Raw genomic sequence first — 18,172 nt, 5'->3', positions numbered from 1 at the left:
AGATGTGTATAAGAGACAGCAATTTCACTTTCTTTTTTGTAGTTATAGTTATAAATTAATACAATAGTGTTATATTTACACTTTAATTTTATGTTCTTGTACTGCTGTATTAATTGATTATCGTACGAAAAGTCTACCAACAGTTTTTCTATGTCATCTTCAGCAACAGGAATCCAATCTTTTTCAATTAAGTCCCGATTATAATAACCTAATTTAAAATCTTTTTCAAAAATAGAGGGGATACTATCTCCATCTTCATTATATTTTATAACAGTGTACTTTTCGAGTTCATCAAAATCTCTAAAGCATCCTAACCATAAAGAAACGTAGTTTTCCATTTTTTACCTCCTCAAACCTTCTGGTAAATCCATAATCCCATTTTTCATTCTATTTTTGGACCATTCATTAAGCCCTTTAACAAAACTTTCATAGTCAGAAGCATTATCAATAATTTTTAAAATTTCATTATGCGCTTTAGTGGAACCCCTACTACCATGTCTGCCAGGTGGATTAACAAATTCAACATCTTTGGTCAGTGACCTCATTTCTTTAATGTCATCCATACTGATACCCCATTGCTTAAATTTAGGAGTTCTTGCAACAAGATGCCATTCATGATATCCTCCTGGTTGTCTAATTCTATCTTCTATTTTAATTCTCAACTTTGGATCATTCCACATTTCCTCAAATTCTTTTGCTGGAAGATTATCAAACCATTCATTAAATTCGTTATTTCTTACTGATGGAATATTCACATCCCTTGAATGCTTACTATTCCCACTACTAGTCATTTTAACTTCCTTTGTACCCTTAGTAACACCTTCAACTCCAGTAACACCCTTAACCTCCACCTCATCCACTTGCGAACTCTTAATTCGCTGGATAAAATCCTTGGCGTCTCCGAAGGCATCCCTAACAGTTTTGTTGACAACTCCAACTCCTGCAAATGCTTCTTGTCTGATCTGGGGGATTGGAATGTCTCCAATACCTTTCTTGATTTTATCAAACCAGACTTTTGTTGCGGCAATTGGACCTTTTACCACTTCATTATATACCGAGCGAAATGCTTGTTGAACCTTTTCTGGGTCTAAGACGTTTCGAATTTTCATGAATGCTTCTGGTGTTTTTGCGAGGGAAGGTAGACCCGCTTTAACGCCTGGTACCGCAGCCTTTCCTCCAACACCAACTGCCTTTGCAGGTGGGACAAATGTAAGAGCAAGAAATCCTACAGCCAGGACCCGATCTCCTGCTGAAAGCTTCTCACCTGTAACAGGATCATATTCGCTAAATACACGTTGAATGTCATACCAGCCAACGAGTTCAAGTAAAAACTCGCCTACTTTACCTGACATCTTTTGTTCATCGTTTTTCATACTGGCAGCGGTCAGCTTAATTAATTGTTGGGCATCATCGAGCTTGCTTTTGTATTTTTTAATCGAATACTTTAAATCCGCCTCTAAGTTATGTATTGAACCTGGTACCACTCCTGGGAAATTCGCAAGCAGTGAGGAAAAATGCCAATTAATCGCATCTAATGTGTCGTTACATTCCCGCTCCGCTTTTCCAATTTGGGAAGCAAAATCCTCTAGTTCATCGGCTTTGACCTTAATATCACTCATCTTAAAGCCTCCGCTTTAGCTAGTAATCTCCGAATCTCTTTGTTGATTTTCTTACATAGGTTTCAACGGTTTCAACGGTTGTAAAGCCTGTGAGAGCAACAGACTAGCTATAAAAAAGCCTCTTCAAAAACGTGAAGAGACCCCTGAACTTATAATTTATTTAAAATTTCTTTAATAAATGCTGGCTCGTCCTTAGTTGTTACGAGGCGTGATAATATTTCCATCAACCACTACCTCTTGGTGATGCAGTGATTATTCCTGGTGGCGAGGCTCAAGAAGCACTTCGTGTCAATGTTGAAAAAGTTTTCCATAAGCTCAGCACCTTTTTCAATCCCCACAATAACGGTTTTGTGCCCCGCTTCATTCATTGCATCATAAGGTTCTTCATTTCTAAATCTTCATAGCCATTAGCAAGTAAAAAGCAATCCCCTCCTATGTAATTTGAATATATAGTAATGGATTAATATGTTACTTCAAACAAAGTTATTTTCCAAATTTTACAATCAAAATTTTCCTTGTTTTATTAATTTTGACACGAGACATATAAAAAAAACAAAAAGAATTAAAAGATCAAATATTCATTGATGGTATCAAGGAGAGATTAGATTTGAAAATTTTTTAAAAATAGAGGACAGCAATGAAATTAGCCATCCTCTAATAATTATAAAACTTTAACGTTCTTTTGGAATTACTGGCACAAGTAAATAGGACTCTTTTCCTGAAACTGTATGGATAGTAGCCTTACTCTTGAATACCTCTTCAGGGCGATCGCGAGGATCATCATGCCAAAATGCACCTGAGCCTGTCATTAACCTTGAATGGTACAGGGTTCCCTCTTCATCATGACTATAATCAGAACCACCCACCGTTAATCCTAGTCTATATCCTTTTGGTATAACAATTGATGTAGGCCAAAGTTCAATATCAAGTTCATATACCTCATTAGGGATCAAAGGCTGAACCTCATCATGAGGATGATAAGGACGATATTCTGTACTCTTTTCAGGATCCAGCTTACGATGAGAAGCGCGCAGCCATCCCTGAGTAATTGGTGTTCTTGGGTCTTGGGCTCCACTAAACAATACTTCTTTCCCAGTTGGATCAAAGAGTCTAATGGTTAAGAATACATCCGTGTCTTCTGTAGATGAAGAAACATAAAATTTAGCTGAAACAGGTCCGGTAAGTTCCACTTCCTCTTCGTATGTAGGAGTTAAGAACGTTACACCTTCACTGAATGTATCATATTCAACTTGTCCTTCGACTGGCTGTTTACTCAAGCTTAAATTGTTTGTATCTAGATATAAGCGTGTCCATTCTGTTTTTGGGAGAGGCCAAGCTTCTTCCTGTCTATTAACGAACCCATCAACACCTCTAACCTGCAAAAGTACCGGTGGAAGCTCATTCCATCCATTCTCATGCCCTTTTAGATAATAATCAAAGAATCGTCTTTGCAGATTTCTTCCGTAATCAGTATAGAAGTGTGTCCAATGCTCCAATCCATGGATTTCCAACCACTTTTCCTTTGAAGCGGCCTGCACATACCCTTCTACGTTTCCTCTTAGGTGTAAACCAAGTCCGCCCCAGTTGCCTGCTGACAAAATGGGAACAGTTACTTTAGACCAATCCACTTCTCTTTCCTTATAATAAGGATCTGTTGCTAATTTGTTAGCGTATATTTCATGATCTATGTCAATACGATTTTTAGCAAGTTCTTCGTCTGATAATGTATCAGGTCCTGCAATCAATTTGCCAGAATTCGGGTTAATGGAGCCTTTTTTTCCAACTCCATTCTGAACCTTTAATACTTGTGGTCCATACCATGTAGACCAGAAACCGGAAGTAATTCCCCCATGATGGGTTGCATCTCTATACCAATCACTCGCGCCCTCCCAAGGACATATCGCAACTAGATGAGGCGGCTGTAAAGCTGCTACTTGCCATTGATTCATACCATAATAAGAAATTCCATTTAAACCGACTTTACCGTTACTCCATGGTTGTACCCCTGCCCATTCAATACATTCAAAAAAGTCTTGTGTTTCTCTTTCTGAAAAAGGATTTAAATAACCAGGTGACGTTCCTGTTCCTCTTGAGTCGACACGTATACAAATATATCCATACGGAACCCACTTTTCTGGATCTACTGCTTCCCAAGTTTGATACTTATTGGTGGAGCCTTCTGGAATTTCTGGGTGTTCCTCTGTCATACGTTTCCATTGCCAAGGATAACCTTCCTGGAATGGTAATCCTTTTGCATATGGACCATAGGTCATAATAACCGGATATTGTCCATCTTCAACAGGAGCATAAATATCTGCACGAACGATACTTCCATCACTCATTGGGATTTCTACGTCCCATGAAATTTTCATATTATCTTGAATTACGGTTTCTACTGCCATGTTTTTCCCACCTCTCCTAAAGTGAATACATCAAATTCCTTGGTTTAACTTATGAATATTGTTAAACTTTCTGAATCTTCATTGAGTAACAGATTCTAAATATACTATATTTCAAAATATATAGTTATTCTTTATGGACGGTAAACAAATAATCTTATTTAAAAATGTTGACTTCTAACAATCAATGGAAGGCATTTTCCCCTGAAGCTAAGAACCCTATTCTGTTCCTATTAAGGCATAAGGATTATCGAGTATTTCAGCAGCTTCGAGCGCAAACAAATAGGTAAATCGAACCTCCCAAGAGTTTATATCCCGTTTAATAACACTCTGAATCTTCTTTAATCTGTACGCAATAGTGTTTGGATGGACAAACATACGCTTTGCGGTTTCATGGGCATTGCCACCGTTTTGCAGATATACATATAAGGTTTCCCTTAAAACATCGTTATTTTGATTATCATGGGTTACAAGATCTGCTAAAAAGTCATTGCAAAAGTTGCTTAATTCTTCTCTATGATGGACCATCGAAATGATCCTATGTATCCCCAAATCCTGATAGAGTACAATAGGTCCTTTCATCTGAAACGATTTAGCAATTGATTTTGCCGAGAGTGCCTCGTTAAAGCTTTTGCCAACCTGCTGTAGATCATTTTGAGTGCTACCAACTCCTGCAAAATAACTATGAATAAGCTCTTGATGTTTACATTCACTTAAAATAAAATCTAGTTCTTTTCCTAATGTACTTGCAGCAGAGGAAACCATTGAAACTTGGAAGAACGCCAATACATATAACGTGGAGGTTTCACTCCTTCCAACAAAAACATTGTCAAAATGATTAAGAAGGTGGTACTTAATTTTCTCCGTCAACTGTTCTGTCGAGGTGTCCCAGTCGTAGCTCTCCTCAATTATAGTGTCTCCTCCTAATTCAACTACTGCCATCACAACAGGCTTTATCCAATCATTGTGGTTTAAATAAAATTCTTTTACCAAATCTGAACCGAATCTTCCATTCACAAGATCGTTAATCATCGATACAGTTCTCGTTCTTAATGTCCGTTCATGAATAATCTGTTTCATAAACTGAAGGGCCAATGTAGTGGTAGCATGTTCAAGAATAATTAAGTCAAACTGCGACACTTTTTTATTCATTGCAATAACTGAAATAAAACCGTAAACCATTTTATTAGAGAGGATGGGAACTGTAATGGTATTTACATGAATATTAGATTTTAGTGGAAGCTCCAATGTTTCTTTGGTTTTACTTGAGAGCACGTTTTTGTAAAAATCGGTATATGCTATTTTTTCTTTAAAAATTGGGCTTAACCGTTCTTCTATGAATTTATTATTTTTTTCTTTATCGATAATATTTTGACTCATTGAAATATGGTTAAGTCTCGCATCTTCAATAATAATTGGATTTCCGACAAGACTTGAAATCTTATTGGCAATCACCTGAACAGATTCATTTTCAAGAACAAGAGATATTAATGCATTATGTACTTCTTCGGTTCTTTGAAGGATATTTATTTGAGTATCCATAAGAAGATTCATTACGGATTCGATAACATTTGGCCAGGTAACCTCTGTTGGAATTTCGATGATAGGAAAATTTAATTGATTGGCAATTTTGATAATGGAACTCGGTACTTCTCCCAAAAACCGACTGGTTTTTATTGCTAAGGCTGCGGCACCATTGACAACTAAACTTTCGACCCATTCCATCTGGTATTTGATACCTTTGCTAATAAAATATGCTGTGGTACAAACAAGTTCCCCACCACGAAGCCAATTGGCTGCATCTGGTACCTCAGCCACCGTTACCGTGCTAACATTACGATGAAGTCCCTTTGCTCCGCCAAGGATTTTTGATGTTTGAAAAGGATTTGTATTCAAAATCTGTTCCACTGTTATCAACGTCCAGGTCCTCCTTATTTAAAAATTCTGTTTTTTTTGTCTATTTCGTTGCGAATCCGTTATCCCTAAAAGGTGGCATATCTTTCTCATAATCTGTTCTCAAAAATGGTAGTACTTCTCTATAATTATACCAGTTACTTACATTTGTTTAGAGGTTATCGCGAAAAAATATTTATGAAATCTCAAGAACTAAAAGAAGGTAGCAGAAAAGCGAAGAAGTCAAAGGAACTTCTGGTTGCCTTTGACTTCTTCGCTTTTTCCTTAACTATATCTTTTCACTTGAGCACTTCCGTCGAACCAATCGAAACTTTTTTCTTGAATATTGACGATGACATTTCGAATTTTTGAGTAGTCTTCAAAGCACTTGATACTATTTTCAAGTCCTATACCACTGCTTTTGAAACCGCCCCAAGGGGAGGAAGGGTCTATACGGTGATGGTCATTAATCCATATAATGCCTGCTTCAAGTTTGCCAGCTAGGTTATGCGCTTGCCTTATATCGTTGCTCCATACTGACATAGCCAATCCCATATCTGTTCCATTTGCAAGCTCTATTAGTTCGCTAGTAGTAGAGTATTTAAGAACACAGGTTACTGGTCCAAAGATTTCATCTTGGGCAATTCGCATTTTATTATGGACATTTTTAAAGATGGTTGGCTCAATATAGTAACCTTTACCATCAAGAGATTTTCCTCCAAATGCAATCTCTGCACCTTCATCCTTACCAATTTGAATATAATCTAGAATTCTGCGGTACTGTTTTTCACTAATAACCGGACCTATATCTGTTTCCAGTTTCTGTGGGTCTCCAACTTTAAGTCCCTTTGTTTTTTCAACAAATCTTTCCAAAAATTCATCATACTGTGATTCATGAACGAAAATACGTGAGCCTTGTACACAAGTTTGGCCCGTAGCTATAAATGCAGCAAATGCAGATCCATTAACGGCTTCTTCTAAATTAGCATCCGGTAAAACAAGAACTGAAGCCTTTCCCCCCAGCTCTGCTGCTACTTTGGCTAAATTGAATCCAGCTGCTGCAGCGATATGTCTTCCTGTTTCCGTTCCACCTGTTACATCCACTTTTGCCAGATTTTTATTTGTGCTGAGCGCCTTCCCAGCCACAGCCCCATAACCGGGGACAATATTAACTATCCCATTTGGAACACCTGCTTCTTTTGCAAGTTCTCCTAGAATGGAAGGGGTAACTGGTGCACTTTCTGACGGTTTAATAACAACGGAATTCCCTGCTGCTAACGCGGGAGCAAGCTTCTTGGTTAGAATTAATAACGGATGATTCCAAGGTGTTATTAGTCCAACTACCCCTAGTGGAATTCTTTGCGTATAATTGATATAATCACCACTGAATGGAGGAGAATCTGTTCCATGCGTTTTTAATACGCTAGCAAAAAATTCAAACCACTCCGGAAGCCTTGCTAACTGTGCTTTCATTTCACGAATGGGACGGCCAGTAATATTTGATTCCAGTTCTGTAAGTTCATCAAGATTGTCTCGCAGCAAAGTGGCTAATTGGTTTAGTACACGAAATCGCAATTCCTTATCATGTGCCCATGTCGTTTCTCTGAATGCTTTTACTGCACTTTCAACAGCCCACTCAATATCCTGTTCATTTCCTTCCGCGGCCTCTGCAATAACATCCCCTGTCGCAGGATTAATAACTGGAAAATACCTGTTTAGAAACGGAGTCCTAAATTCTCCATTGATAAATACATCAACTTTTTTCATTTGATTAGCCTCCCATAGTTTTGTGGATTCCGATTCAGTACAACGTTTGTCCCAGGTACAATGTCTTTTATTCTGCTATTTACAAACGGGACTAGAACACCACAAGCATGTTTTTTTAAAGACTGTATTGTGGAAGCGATGACGACTCCATTCGGATCAATTATTTGACTAATATTTCCGTGTTCATTAGATGATTGTGAAGAGATTATATAAATTCTATTTTCAGCCGCCCTTGTTCTAGCGATTTTGATAGCTACATCAGGAGAATATTGATTTGGCCAAATGATACAATCTGCCCCAAGTAACATCAATGTTCTAGACCACTCCGGCATCATCCCTTCTACCCCGTGCATAATAGCAACTCTGCCCCATTTTGTTTCAAAGACCAAACTTTCCATATTTACCTCATCAGTACTTTCTGAATGTATGGTGGAATACCTTTTTCGAATCCCCTCATTTGTTATCATGTAACTGATCAATCCTCCAGAATTGTCAATTGTTGTTGCAAATAGATAACAATTGAAAGGTAGAATACTTTTTAGTTCTTCGATTACATGTTCTATATTCACCTGATTAGGTGGCATAACAATGAATGTGCTGCCTTGATTAACCATCCTACGGATCATATGGAGATATTCTTCCTCCATATAACCAGCCGCTACTATTACAAATGGTGTTAAATTTGCAGGTATCAAAGGTTCCTTCATATATTTCACGATTGGCAAGGAATCGATTGGGGATGTAAGTGTTTTATAATAATTAGGTTTTCTTTGTTCATAAAACTTCACTTCTGCTTCTGTTTTTTTAACCCTTCCTTGACTGTCACAAGGAATCTCAGCAGATATAATTTCATCTTTATCCGAACTTGCCTGAATTAAGCAGGTCCCATCAGGTGCAAAAATACTCGAACGCCCTGCATATGTAATTGTGTTTGCTTCTACTCCCCATTTATCGGAAACTGCCAGCCAAACCTGGTTTTCTAGTGCCCGTGCTGATAACATATAGGCACTTTGGGCATTGTGCAGTTCCGAAATATCTGGTCCTGTTGCAGTCAGATTCGCTAAATCAATAATTAATTCTGCCCCTTCAAGAGCAGCTAACCGAATGATTTCAGGCATTCTAGCATCTGCACAGACAACAAGTGCTATTCTTCCAAACTCCGTATCTACAATTGCGGTTTCCTCTCCAGCAGTAAACCAATTACTATCAAAATGCCATAAAAAGGATTTGCGTTTTTTTGCAATCTCTACTCCATCGCGATTCAACAAAACAGCAGTATTATAAAGATTATCTTTCTCTTTTTCCGCATACCCATATGCAATATAGGATTTTTCACTTATTGCGATTTCTTTTATTTTATTCAAATAATTTTCGCTCTGTTCAAGTATCGCGGTAAGATTGCCTTCCTCATGTCCTAAAAAATAGGCTGGAAAAGCAGCCTCTGGAACGATGATTAAATCATTTTCATAAGCGGCTTTTTCAACCATATTTAAAAGTTTTTGCATGGCAGTCTTATAATCTTTTAAGTCATTTGCCTCGACTTGAATCGATGCTATTTTCATTCTTATCTCCCCTTTTTGCTGTGAAAATCAACTACCAAATAAGTGTCTTGCATTTCCTTGGTAGATCAATTCTTTTGTTTGATCAGGAAGCTGACATTCCTTCACAATTTCCCTAGGTTTCAGTGTCCCCATATCAAATGGATAGTCACTACCTAATACAACCTGCTCTGATCCAACAAAATCAATTAAAAATTGTAAGGTTTGCGGGTTAAAAGTTAATGTATCGAAATAGAAACGATTAAGATAGGATGATGGTCTTTCCTTACAGGTTCTGCTTTCCTTTCTCTCCTGATACCCTTTATCGAATCTACCAATTTGATAAGGTAAATATCCTCCACCATGTGCCAGCATCACTTTTAACTTAGGAAAACGATCAAGAATCCCTCCAAATATGAGGCTTCCAGCTGCTACCGTTGTATCCAAAGGATTTCCTACTAGATTAGTAAAATAATATTTGGACAGCCCAGCTTTGTCTCCTACATAATAAGGATGTAAAAACAAGGTGACATTTAAGGCCTCTGCAGCTTCGAAGAATGCAGTAAATTGGGGGTCATCCAAATTTACCCCTTCAATAGAAGTTCCAATTTCCACTGCGTTCAGTTGAAGCTCATGAACAACCCTCTCCATCTCCTTTACGGCGAGTGATGGTTTCTGCATAGGAACAGTAGCCATTCCTTGAAAAACGGACGGATTCTCTGCAATAAATTCAGCAATTCCGTCATTAATGAACCTGCTTACCCCTGCTGCAATTTCAGGGTCTAACCAGTAATTAAACATCGGAGGTGCTGGAGACAATACAACCTTGTCAATTTCATCCTTTTTTAAATCCTCTAATTTCGCATCTGCATCATAAAATTTATCAAACAAAGGGTATGCATACCCTTGATGATGAACAACCCATTCCATATTATCTTTCTTTTGTATGTCGGCTTGAAATCTACTATCCCCAGAACGGATTGCGTCAACAACCTTCTTGGGGATGATATGATGGTGCACATCAATAATCATATTCAAACACCTACCAATTCCTTGGAGGATCTCACCTTACCAAATGCTCTTTCGAACACTTTTAATCCAGCCTCGTGGTAATATTCTCCATCCATAGTGTCCACACAATCAGATACCATCGTCACGTCATAATCACGAACAGATGCATCAATAGAAGTGGCTAAACAACAAGAGTTTGTGTTTACTCCTGTTATCCATACAGAATCGATATGATTGGCTTTCAACACAAAATCAAGATCCGTTGCGATAAAACAGTCGTAACGTTTTTTTGTATCAATTAAAATATCCTGTTCATCCCATAATTCAGGAATAACCTCTACTCCTGGCATACCTTCAAGGTTATGTTTCCCCACATTTTTGCGAGTTGCGTTTGGATCATTTGCCCGTTCATACCACGCAGGGTTTGATAAAATTTCCTGTTCATTTCTATATTGGGTAAGGAGGTGAATAATAGGGATTTCTAACTTACGGCATTCATCAAAAAACACACGATTTGCGTTGATTACCTGCTTACATTTATCAGTTGGTAATGGCATAGTAGCCACTGTTGGATCTAAGTGTCCTCTGTGTAAATCAATAGCAATAACAGCAATTTTTTTCATAACAGTTCCTCCTAATTCTTGATATAAAGGGGGTAGCCCCCCTTTATTTTTATTATTTTATCAGTGAATACTCGCCTTGTTTGCCTGGTGTTTGGAAAGATTAATTTTATCATCCTGCATGAATAATACTGCAATAACCCCGATAATCGGAAAGACTGTTAATTCCCAGAATGCGGCTCCACCCCAGCCAACATTCTCAACTAACAATGCGAAAATATAACCTGCTATTGCAGACGGTAAATACAAGGAACTAATAAAAATACCTGATGCCCGACCTACATATTCCACACGGACGCTTCGTTGTATCAAAGAGTAAACGTTTACAAACAAAATCCCACTACCAAATGTCCCCATTAAGAAACTAAGTAAATAATGTTGTGCTGGAGTAGTCGCTACGTTAAATAATAGGTATCCCGTAATCATGGCACCAATAAATGCAATGACGATCACATAACGTTGATTGAAGCGGTCACCAAGCCATCCACCAACGAGTCCCATTAAGGCGCCAATCCCAAATAAACTAAGGGCAAAGCCAGCAGTAGGACCTTCAAATCCAAGCTCACTCGTTAAATATTTTACGTATAATCCAACATAACCATAGATGGAAGCCCCCACCGCAACAGCTGCAGTTGCACACAATAGAACATTACGATTGTATAATTTATCAGGGATATGTGACTGGTCCAATTTTTTAGATTTAGTTGTATCTGCCTCTAATTCTTTCGTCTCCGTGAATATCTTTGGCACAATAAAAAAGATGATGAAAGCTAGGGCAAATCCTATTACTGCGTATAAAAAAAATGGCATTTTCCATCCGTAAGCAACCGCCATTTTGGCTCCTAAATAGGGTCCCAAAAATCCGCCAACTCCGTATGCAAAGTTTAAGGAACCGATGGCCAATGACCGATGACTAGAGAAGTATGTTCCAACTGCCGAAAAAAGCGCAGCATTTTGTAAGGCTTCACCAATACCAGTAATTGCACGATATGCAAGCATATCAGGAAATCCGATAGCCATTGCAGTAAACAATGTAAAAGCAGAATAAATTACAATACCTATAATCATTACTGCTTTTCGGGATAATTTATCTAATAAAAATCCTGTTGGAATACCTGCTAAACCGATTCCCAATGTAAAGATTGTAGATAACAAACCACTTTGAGTTAAACTAAATCCATATTCTGATTGAACTGCTCCAACTACTACAGGAAATACTTGTCTGTCCATTGCGTTAACTACATAGGAGGCTGCTAAAAGAACTAGAATAGCAATAGCGACTTTGGTACTTAATTTTCTTTGAGGTTTGCCCTCAATAACTACGTCGTTTTTTTGAACTGCTGTCTTCATCAACTTCTTCCCCCTTCACCTTTAAAACATAATTAAAAAAACAAGGAATCTTTTAGGCTAGTCTTTAGTTTATTAATCTACTTCAACTCCTTTCTCTATTAGATAAACTTTTAATATTGTTCACTGCAAAAACTATTTATTGATGGCACTTAATTTTTGCAGCCTACTTACAGGTTGGCCAATACCTGGTTCCGCAACAATATTTCCCTTTTCATAAACTACCGTTCCATTCACAATCGTATAAATAGGCTTACCGGTAATGTCTACACCGTCAAATGGAGACCATCCTGATTTGGAAATGATATTTTCATTTTTTATGGTCCATTTATGATTCAAATCAAGTAAGACTAAATCCGCATCTGCCCCGACCATGATACACCCTTTATTTGGATAAAGGCCAAGGACCTTTGAAGGTGTTTCACTGTATATTTCAATTACTCTTTCCAACGAAATTTTTCCTTGATTGACTAGATTCAGCATCATTGGTAGGGTTGTTTCCACTCCTGGCAATCCAAAGTTACATTCCCAAATGTTACCGCTAAGCTTCTGTTCAACAGTCGATGGAGCATGGTCAGTAGAAAGAATTTGAATGTCTCCAGCGAGGATCATTTCCATTAATCTTTCTTGTTGATCCGCTTTTCTTGCGGGAGGTGTAAACTTACCAAATGGACCTCTCTCCAATACCTTTTGATCATCCATAAAGATGTATTGAGGACAAACTTCACCATAAAGCATTGCACCCTCTGCCTGTTCACGTTTAATTAATTCCACTACTAAAGGGTGGCTAATGTGGGCAATTGTCGCTTGGACACCAGTTAATCGAGCCATTAAGGCAACGTTAGCAACAGCAACTTCCTCAGCTGTTTCTGAACGCCATTCCGAAATAATTCCATGGTCACAACGATGGGCTGCTTTTAATCTCTGTTCATTTCCTTCTGTAATGGAGTCATCCTCACAATGAACCAAGCAGCTGCCATTAAAAGAAGCGATTTCTTCAAATGCCTGATATAACTGATCATTATTCATTGTTGGAATACCATGAGTAGTACATGTAAATATTTTAAATAGGATGGCACCACTTTCCCAAAGCGCTTTCAAGTTCCCTAAATCTTCAGGAAAAACATGAGCAGTCAATCCGTAGTTAACGACAGATCTTTTCTTTAAATGTTCATTTTTTTCTTCAAATGCTTGGACACTACGTACCGGAAACGCATGGGTATGTTCGATAACTGTTGTAACTCCGCCAGTGGCTGCAGCCATCGATCCATGAATAAAATCTTCCCGGTCCGTTTCCCCCGGATCCATAAAATGAACATGTTGGTCAACCATACCAGGAACCAACACTAAATCTGTTGCATCAATATATTGTTTTGCATTTAGCAGCGGAGATTTACTGATTGCTGCAATTTTGCCATTTGCGATAGATATACTCCCAACATACCGTTGTTTTGATGTAACGATTGTGGCATTCAAAATTTCTAATTCAAACATTGGAAATCACTCCTATAAATTATGCGACTTTTTACCCTTGTATAGATTGTAATTATTAAAAGGCTCTACTACATTAGCTTGTGTTCACAAAATTAATCGGTTTCTATTGTGTTTGGTTTACAAATAAGATAGAGAAGAAGAGACTCCTAGAATAAATAGCTATAGTTTGATTGACTGTATGAAAAATTCCGATGAATAAATGACATCGAAAAGAGCCTAACAAAAGATGGCTGATGCATCGTACAACGACTATTTTACATAATTAGTTAGTTTACCAATTTCCTCTACTTCTATGGTTACAATATCACCTGGTTTCATTGGGCAGCTGCCTGAAGGTGAACCAGTAGCTAAGACATCACCCGGTTCAAGGGTCATAATGTTTGAGATCCAACTTATAAGAAAAGGTATAGAAAAGGTCATCTCCTTCGTATTACCGTCTTGTACAACTTCTCCGTTTAAAGTTGTAACTATTTGTAAATTAGTGGGATCAATACCTGTCACAATACAGGGCCCCAACGGACCAAAAGTATCAAAACCTTTTCCACGTGTAAACTGGGGATCTTTTTTTGTAAGGTCCCTTGCTGTCACATCATTAAAGATTGTACAGCCAAAAACATAGTGCATGGCCTCTTCTTCCTTAATATTTTTACCACTTTTTCCAATAATGAGGGCTACTTCCCCCTCCATCTCCACACGACTAGTTACATCCTTTGGAGGAAGTATGATTTCCCCCTTATCAGGTATCAAAGTCGTTCCTGGTTTTAAAAACAAAAATGGTTCCCTTAGATAAGCCTGTCCACCAGTTTCTTTAGCGTGTTGCGCATATGTCCAACCAAAATTAATCACTTTTGATGGTTCAACTGGCTCTAAAATTTTCACCTCATGATAGTTAACCCTCGTTCCATCAAATTGGAGGTCATTATTTACAATTTCCGTAAAGGTACTGGATACTTGTAAGATTTCATCGTTTTCCACAATTCCAAAATAGACCTTACCTTCATAGTTCCGATACCGAACAACTTTTTGCGTTTTTTTTAGAACCTGCATTACTAGATTCAGCTCCTGTAGGATAAGTTATCATGCCAATTAACCTTATTAAAGCGATTTTTTTGATTTCCATTGGTTCCATCAATGGACTTTCTAGATTTTCATCAACATAAAACTGAATACACATTCAACTCACTTCTGCAAGTTAAGCAACCTAAATCCTAATATGCTTAAATAATAAATGTTAATAAAAACTATTCCATTAGCTCGGATTCACAAAATTATTCAGCTTCTTTTGTGTTTAGTTAATAAATACCAAAAATAAGGATTAAAGAATCAAACGCTTTTACATCATTACTGAGCTTGGCTTCCTGAATGGAATTTGACCTTGCCGCAAGCTAATATGCTTGATAGTTGCATCTTAAAATAGGAGATGTAGGAGACTTTTTTTGGATAAGAATATGCGAGGAGGCTGCGCTGAGGTTTCTTAAATAAGCTTAGAAGATATTCTTTGAAATGATTCAAAGTTCTTTACGATTTTGCTAACAAAAATAGAAAAACCAACGTTTCTTTGTTAAAGGAAAGATTGGTTTCATTTTTTCTTTATTGTAAGGGTAACCTTTATGGCCGTTAGCTAGGAAAAAGCATATTTTTGTCATCTAAAATCCCCTCCTATGTAATTTGAATCTACTTATATAGAAATCGATTCATGAAGTTACTCCAAACAAAGTGATAATCTGAATTTCCTTATTTTAGAACACAACGGAGACAGGCATCTTAGCTATTATTGCGTGAAAAGCTAAGGAACCCATCCCCATGCCACTCTAATACAAATTCCAGTACAAAAAAATCCAAATCAGATGTATCATCATCAGACTTAACAAGGAATAATGCAGAAGGCTAATGATGCGCCAATATCTTCTCCGCCAAAGGAGAACCGTGAAGATAAGCATGGAAATTCCCAAGATCGTTAATAGAAAGGGAATAACATTTAAAATGGGACTCCATGCAGGTACAATTCCTAAAGCTTCTTTTGGTAGTTGGTAGATGGGATCGACTCCCCCAGAAATCGCAGTGCTGGTCACTAAAAACAACAGGAGAAGCCCCACTGCAATGGCCAATCGCTTGCCCCAAACCGCTAACTTAGGTTTAGATGGTTTCCGTTTCCTTCGTATCAATGCTTTGATACCCCAATTGAGAATACTTCCAACAAAAAATAAGATAACGAGGATCAGAGATAAAAAGGTAAAACCGCTCGACGCATACCATGGTACTTTCGAATATGACATCGGACCATCGGTGGTAAGCATTATTTTTCCATGGGGATCTGTTTGAAAGACGATTGTTCGAAATTCACCATACGCATCAATCGAGGGTCCTTCACTCGTATTTTTGTAAATACCAGGTTCTATTCCGACAAATCGATTGGTTTCTCCGTTGTGGGTCACTACTAAAACTCCAGTATCATCTAATTGGACTTGGATCACTCCTATTATTAGACTGCTAATCTTATCCTCATTCGTAAAGCTTTTCCGATTTTGATGATATTCACCGACATATTGGTGTGAGCCCTCTCCGCTCATAGGCGTGACAGTAACTCTCTCTTCCACCGGAAAATAATGATCCATAAATACATCGAAAAGCTCTGTATGCGTACGAAAATTATTTCCACTATACGAGATAAATAGACCGATATTTTCCTGGGGTAATAAGTACAGTCCCGTATCAAACAGAGCCGTACTTCCGCCATGATGAAGAATTCGTTTACCATTCATTGTCTTTTCAATAAACCCTAAAGCCATCCCATCTAACTGGTCATGATGGGTAAACTGTTGCTGGAACATGTGCTGAACGGTATCCTCTTCTAGAATCCTTTCTCCATTGAAACTTCCACCCTCAAGATAGGCTTGCATAAACTTTGCCATATCATTTGCCGTGCTACTCATTCCCCCTGCAGCACCAGGTACAAACTCAAAACTTCCTTCTTTAAATTCTCCATCAATATATCTATAGGCCTGTGCTAGACTAGTAGAATGTTCCGTCGGTAATGGCTGTTGAAACGTACTCTGGTTCATGTCAAGCGGCTTAAAAATTTTCTCTTCTACATATTTGAAATAAAGAATACCTGAAACCTGTTCGACAATATATCCCGCTAAAGCCGTACCATAATTTGAATAGGCAAGCACTTCACCGGCAGGAAATACACGTTCAGATCGATATTCACGCACATATTGACCAAGTGGAGGCATTTCTTCAGCGGTCAACCTAAAAATGGCACTCGAATAATCCTCAAATCCAGGTGTATGCGTCATTAAATCTAAGAGAGTAATTGGTTTTGGTTGTTCTTTATTCGAACCCACTGCAAGTCTAGCTGGGATTTCAAAATCTAAGTATTGATTAATATCCGTGTTCAGATCAAGTTTTCCTTGCTCAACAAGCTGCATGATTGCCGTCCAAGTAAAGAGCTTGGATACGGACCCGATTCGAAACATTGTGGTTTCTGGATCTACCTTTACTTGCTCCTTGATATTGGCCAAACCATAGCCCTTTTCAAAAACGACTTCTCCATTAGCTACTACAGAAACAGCCATATTCGGAATATGTTCTTCGTCCACTTTTTTCTGTAAAAACTCATCCATAAACGTTTCAACATCTGATAAGTCAGTAACACTTTCTGCAAAAGACAAACGACTGTCAATCAACACTAAAACCAAAAGCATACAAGCAACAATGGATGTCTTGATTATTTACAAGCCGGTATATCCCCCTTATTTTGGATTATGTCTCTTTCTTTTGTAAATAAGCAGTTGTAATCACATCGGTAGCCATACTATCTAACAGCTCAACTCCCATTTCTTCGTGAAACTCCTCAGGAAGCATTCCACTCGCAACCATGACAGAAAGACCTGTTGTAAAGATGCGCATTTTCATTAAAATGGTCATTAGCTCTTCATCCGAAAAACCTTTCAGGTCTTCATCACCTTTCATTTGATCAATTAATCCCTGCCCCATATTTTGATCATAGTTTTGGATATACTTGTTTTGATTCATGACAAAATCCTGAAAAAGAACCGGATATTCTCTTGCAAATCGGAGGCTAGCTAGCCCAATGTCGTGGAATGGTTTCCCAGAATTTTCTTCCGCTAAAAGTTGATAACTCAATTCAATGATTTTTTTCATGACGGCCTCGGTTAGCTCATCAATAGTATTGAAATTGACGTAAATAGGCGCGATCGAGCTTCCCAAATGCTCCGCCACTTTCCGAATCTTAATACTGGACATCCCCTCTTTCTTTGCGATTTCAAATGCTGCGTCAATTATTTGTTCTTTAGAAAATTTTTTCTTTGGTGCCATAGTTCGTTCCTTCCCTGTTATAAATCGCATGATATAAAACACATGTTATATATCGTTGATTATATGATAATTTTGGAAATAATAAACCCTTTTTCTCGAAAATTCAAAAAAAAAAAAAGAAGAGAGACAGACAGCCTATTTAT

General features: G+C 37.9%; 13 protein-coding genes. All 13 read right to left on the bottom strand.

The window, feature by feature from the left end:
* On the bottom strand, window positions 1-338 hold a 338-nt coding region (locus E1I69_RS21580), incomplete at its 3' end, for an immunity 22 family protein (RefSeq protein ID WP_136381604.1).
* 3 nt (window positions 339-341) lie between these two features.
* Window positions 342-1,619 (bottom strand): pre-toxin TG domain-containing protein, encoded by a 1,278-nt coding sequence (locus E1I69_RS21575; protein ID WP_242634668.1) that lies wholly within the window; start codon window positions 1,617-1,619, stop codon window positions 342-344.
* Window positions 1,620-2,290: 671 nt separating this feature from the next.
* The gene (locus E1I69_RS21565) at window positions 2,291-4,021 is read right to left on the bottom strand and encodes a CocE/NonD family hydrolase (RefSeq protein WP_207308599.1); all 1,731 of its coding nucleotides are present in this window, start codon (window positions 4,019-4,021) and stop codon (window positions 2,291-2,293) included.
* Between the two features lie 216 nt (window positions 4,022-4,237).
* Window positions 4,238-5,926, bottom strand: a complete 1,689-nt coding sequence (locus tag E1I69_RS21560; RefSeq protein WP_242634669.1) for a PucR family transcriptional regulator — start codon at window positions 5,924-5,926, stop codon at window positions 4,238-4,240.
* Between the two features lie 270 nt (window positions 5,927-6,196).
* Window positions 6,197-7,678 carry an aldehyde dehydrogenase gene (locus E1I69_RS21555; protein ID WP_136381602.1) on the bottom strand — a complete coding sequence of 494 codons (1,482 nt, stop codon included), beginning with the start codon at window positions 7,676-7,678 and terminating at the stop codon, window positions 6,197-6,199.
* Window positions 7,675-9,240, bottom strand: a complete 1,566-nt coding sequence (locus E1I69_RS21550) for a carbon-nitrogen hydrolase family protein (protein WP_136381601.1) — start codon at window positions 9,238-9,240, stop codon at window positions 7,675-7,677. Before E1I69_RS21550 ends, E1I69_RS21555 begins: the two co-directional genes overlap by 4 nt.
* Before the next feature lie 27 nt (window positions 9,241-9,267).
* Window positions 9,268-10,248 carry an amidohydrolase family protein gene (locus E1I69_RS21545; RefSeq protein WP_136381600.1) on the bottom strand — a complete coding sequence of 327 codons (981 nt, stop codon included), beginning with the start codon at window positions 10,246-10,248 and terminating at the stop codon, window positions 9,268-9,270.
* 2 nt (window positions 10,249-10,250) lie between these two features.
* A complete protein-coding gene (locus tag E1I69_RS21540) occupies window positions 10,251-10,850 on the bottom strand; it encodes a cysteine hydrolase family protein (RefSeq protein ID WP_136381599.1) in 600 nt (199 codons plus the stop codon).
* A 60-nt stretch (window positions 10,851-10,910) separates the two neighbouring features.
* On the bottom strand, window positions 10,911-12,197 hold the full coding sequence (locus tag E1I69_RS21535) for an MFS transporter (RefSeq protein WP_136381598.1): 1,287 nt from the start codon (window positions 12,195-12,197) through the stop codon (window positions 10,911-10,913).
* Between the two features lie 132 nt (window positions 12,198-12,329).
* Complete coding sequence (locus E1I69_RS21530) at window positions 12,330-13,688, bottom strand: dihydroorotase (RefSeq protein WP_136381597.1); 1,359 nt, start codon at window positions 13,686-13,688, stop codon at window positions 12,330-12,332.
* A 249-nt stretch (window positions 13,689-13,937) separates the two neighbouring features.
* The gene (locus E1I69_RS21525) at window positions 13,938-14,735 is read right to left on the bottom strand and encodes a fumarylacetoacetate hydrolase family protein (RefSeq protein ID WP_136381596.1); all 798 of its coding nucleotides are present in this window, start codon (window positions 14,733-14,735) and stop codon (window positions 13,938-13,940) included.
* 764 nt (window positions 14,736-15,499) lie between these two features.
* Window positions 15,500-17,395 carry a serine hydrolase domain-containing protein gene (locus E1I69_RS21520; RefSeq protein ID WP_136381595.1) on the bottom strand — a complete coding sequence of 632 codons (1,896 nt, stop codon included), beginning with the start codon at window positions 17,393-17,395 and terminating at the stop codon, window positions 15,500-15,502.
* 58 nt (window positions 17,396-17,453) lie between these two features.
* The gene (locus E1I69_RS21515) at window positions 17,454-18,029 is read right to left on the bottom strand and encodes a TetR/AcrR family transcriptional regulator (protein WP_136381594.1); all 576 of its coding nucleotides are present in this window, start codon (window positions 18,027-18,029) and stop codon (window positions 17,454-17,456) included.
* Window positions 18,030-18,172: the final 143 nt, after the last annotated feature.

It is taken from the genome of Bacillus timonensis (genome assembly GCF_004799755.1).
Lineage (GTDB): Bacteria > Bacillota > Bacilli > Bacillales > Bacillaceae_L > Ferdinandcohnia > Ferdinandcohnia timonensis_A.
This window is presented reverse-complemented; position numbering and strand designations above follow the sequence as displayed.

Excerpts from the sequence above, each read along its gene's own strand:
- E1I69_RS21540 (WP_136381599.1), bottom strand. The coding sequence starts at position 10,850 with ATGAAAAAAATTGCTGTTATTGCTATTGATTTACACAGAGGACACTTA.
- E1I69_RS21525 (WP_136381596.1), bottom strand. The coding sequence starts at position 14,735 with ATGCAGGTTCTAAAAAAAACGCAAAAAGTTGTTCGGTATCGGAACTAT.
- E1I69_RS21550 (WP_136381601.1), bottom strand. The coding sequence starts at position 9,240 with ATGAAAATAGCATCGATTCAAGTCGAGGCAAATGACTTAAAAGATTAT.
- E1I69_RS21530 (WP_136381597.1), bottom strand. The coding sequence starts at position 13,688 with ATGTTTGAATTAGAAATTTTGAATGCCACAATCGTTACATCAAAACAA.
- E1I69_RS21515 (WP_136381594.1), bottom strand. The coding sequence starts at position 18,029 with ATGGCACCAAAGAAAAAATTTTCTAAAGAACAAATAATTGACGCAGCA.
- E1I69_RS21535 (WP_136381598.1), bottom strand. The coding sequence starts at position 12,197 with ATGAAGACAGCAGTTCAAAAAAACGACGTAGTTATTGAGGGCAAACCT.
- E1I69_RS21555 (WP_136381602.1), bottom strand. The coding sequence starts at position 7,678 with ATGAAAAAAGTTGATGTATTTATCAATGGAGAATTTAGGACTCCGTTT.
- E1I69_RS21520 (WP_136381595.1), bottom strand. The coding sequence starts at position 17,395 with ATGCTTTTGGTTTTAGTGTTGATTGACAGTCGTTTGTCTTTTGCAGAA.
- E1I69_RS21545 (WP_136381600.1), bottom strand. The coding sequence starts at position 10,248 with ATGATTATTGATGTGCACCATCATATCATCCCCAAGAAGGTTGTTGAC.
- E1I69_RS21575 (WP_242634668.1), bottom strand. The coding sequence starts at position 1,619 with ATGAGTGATATTAAGGTCAAAGCCGATGAACTAGAGGATTTTGCTTCC.
- E1I69_RS21565 (WP_207308599.1), bottom strand. The coding sequence starts at position 4,021 with ATGGCAGTAGAAACCGTAATTCAAGATAATATGAAAATTTCATGGGAC.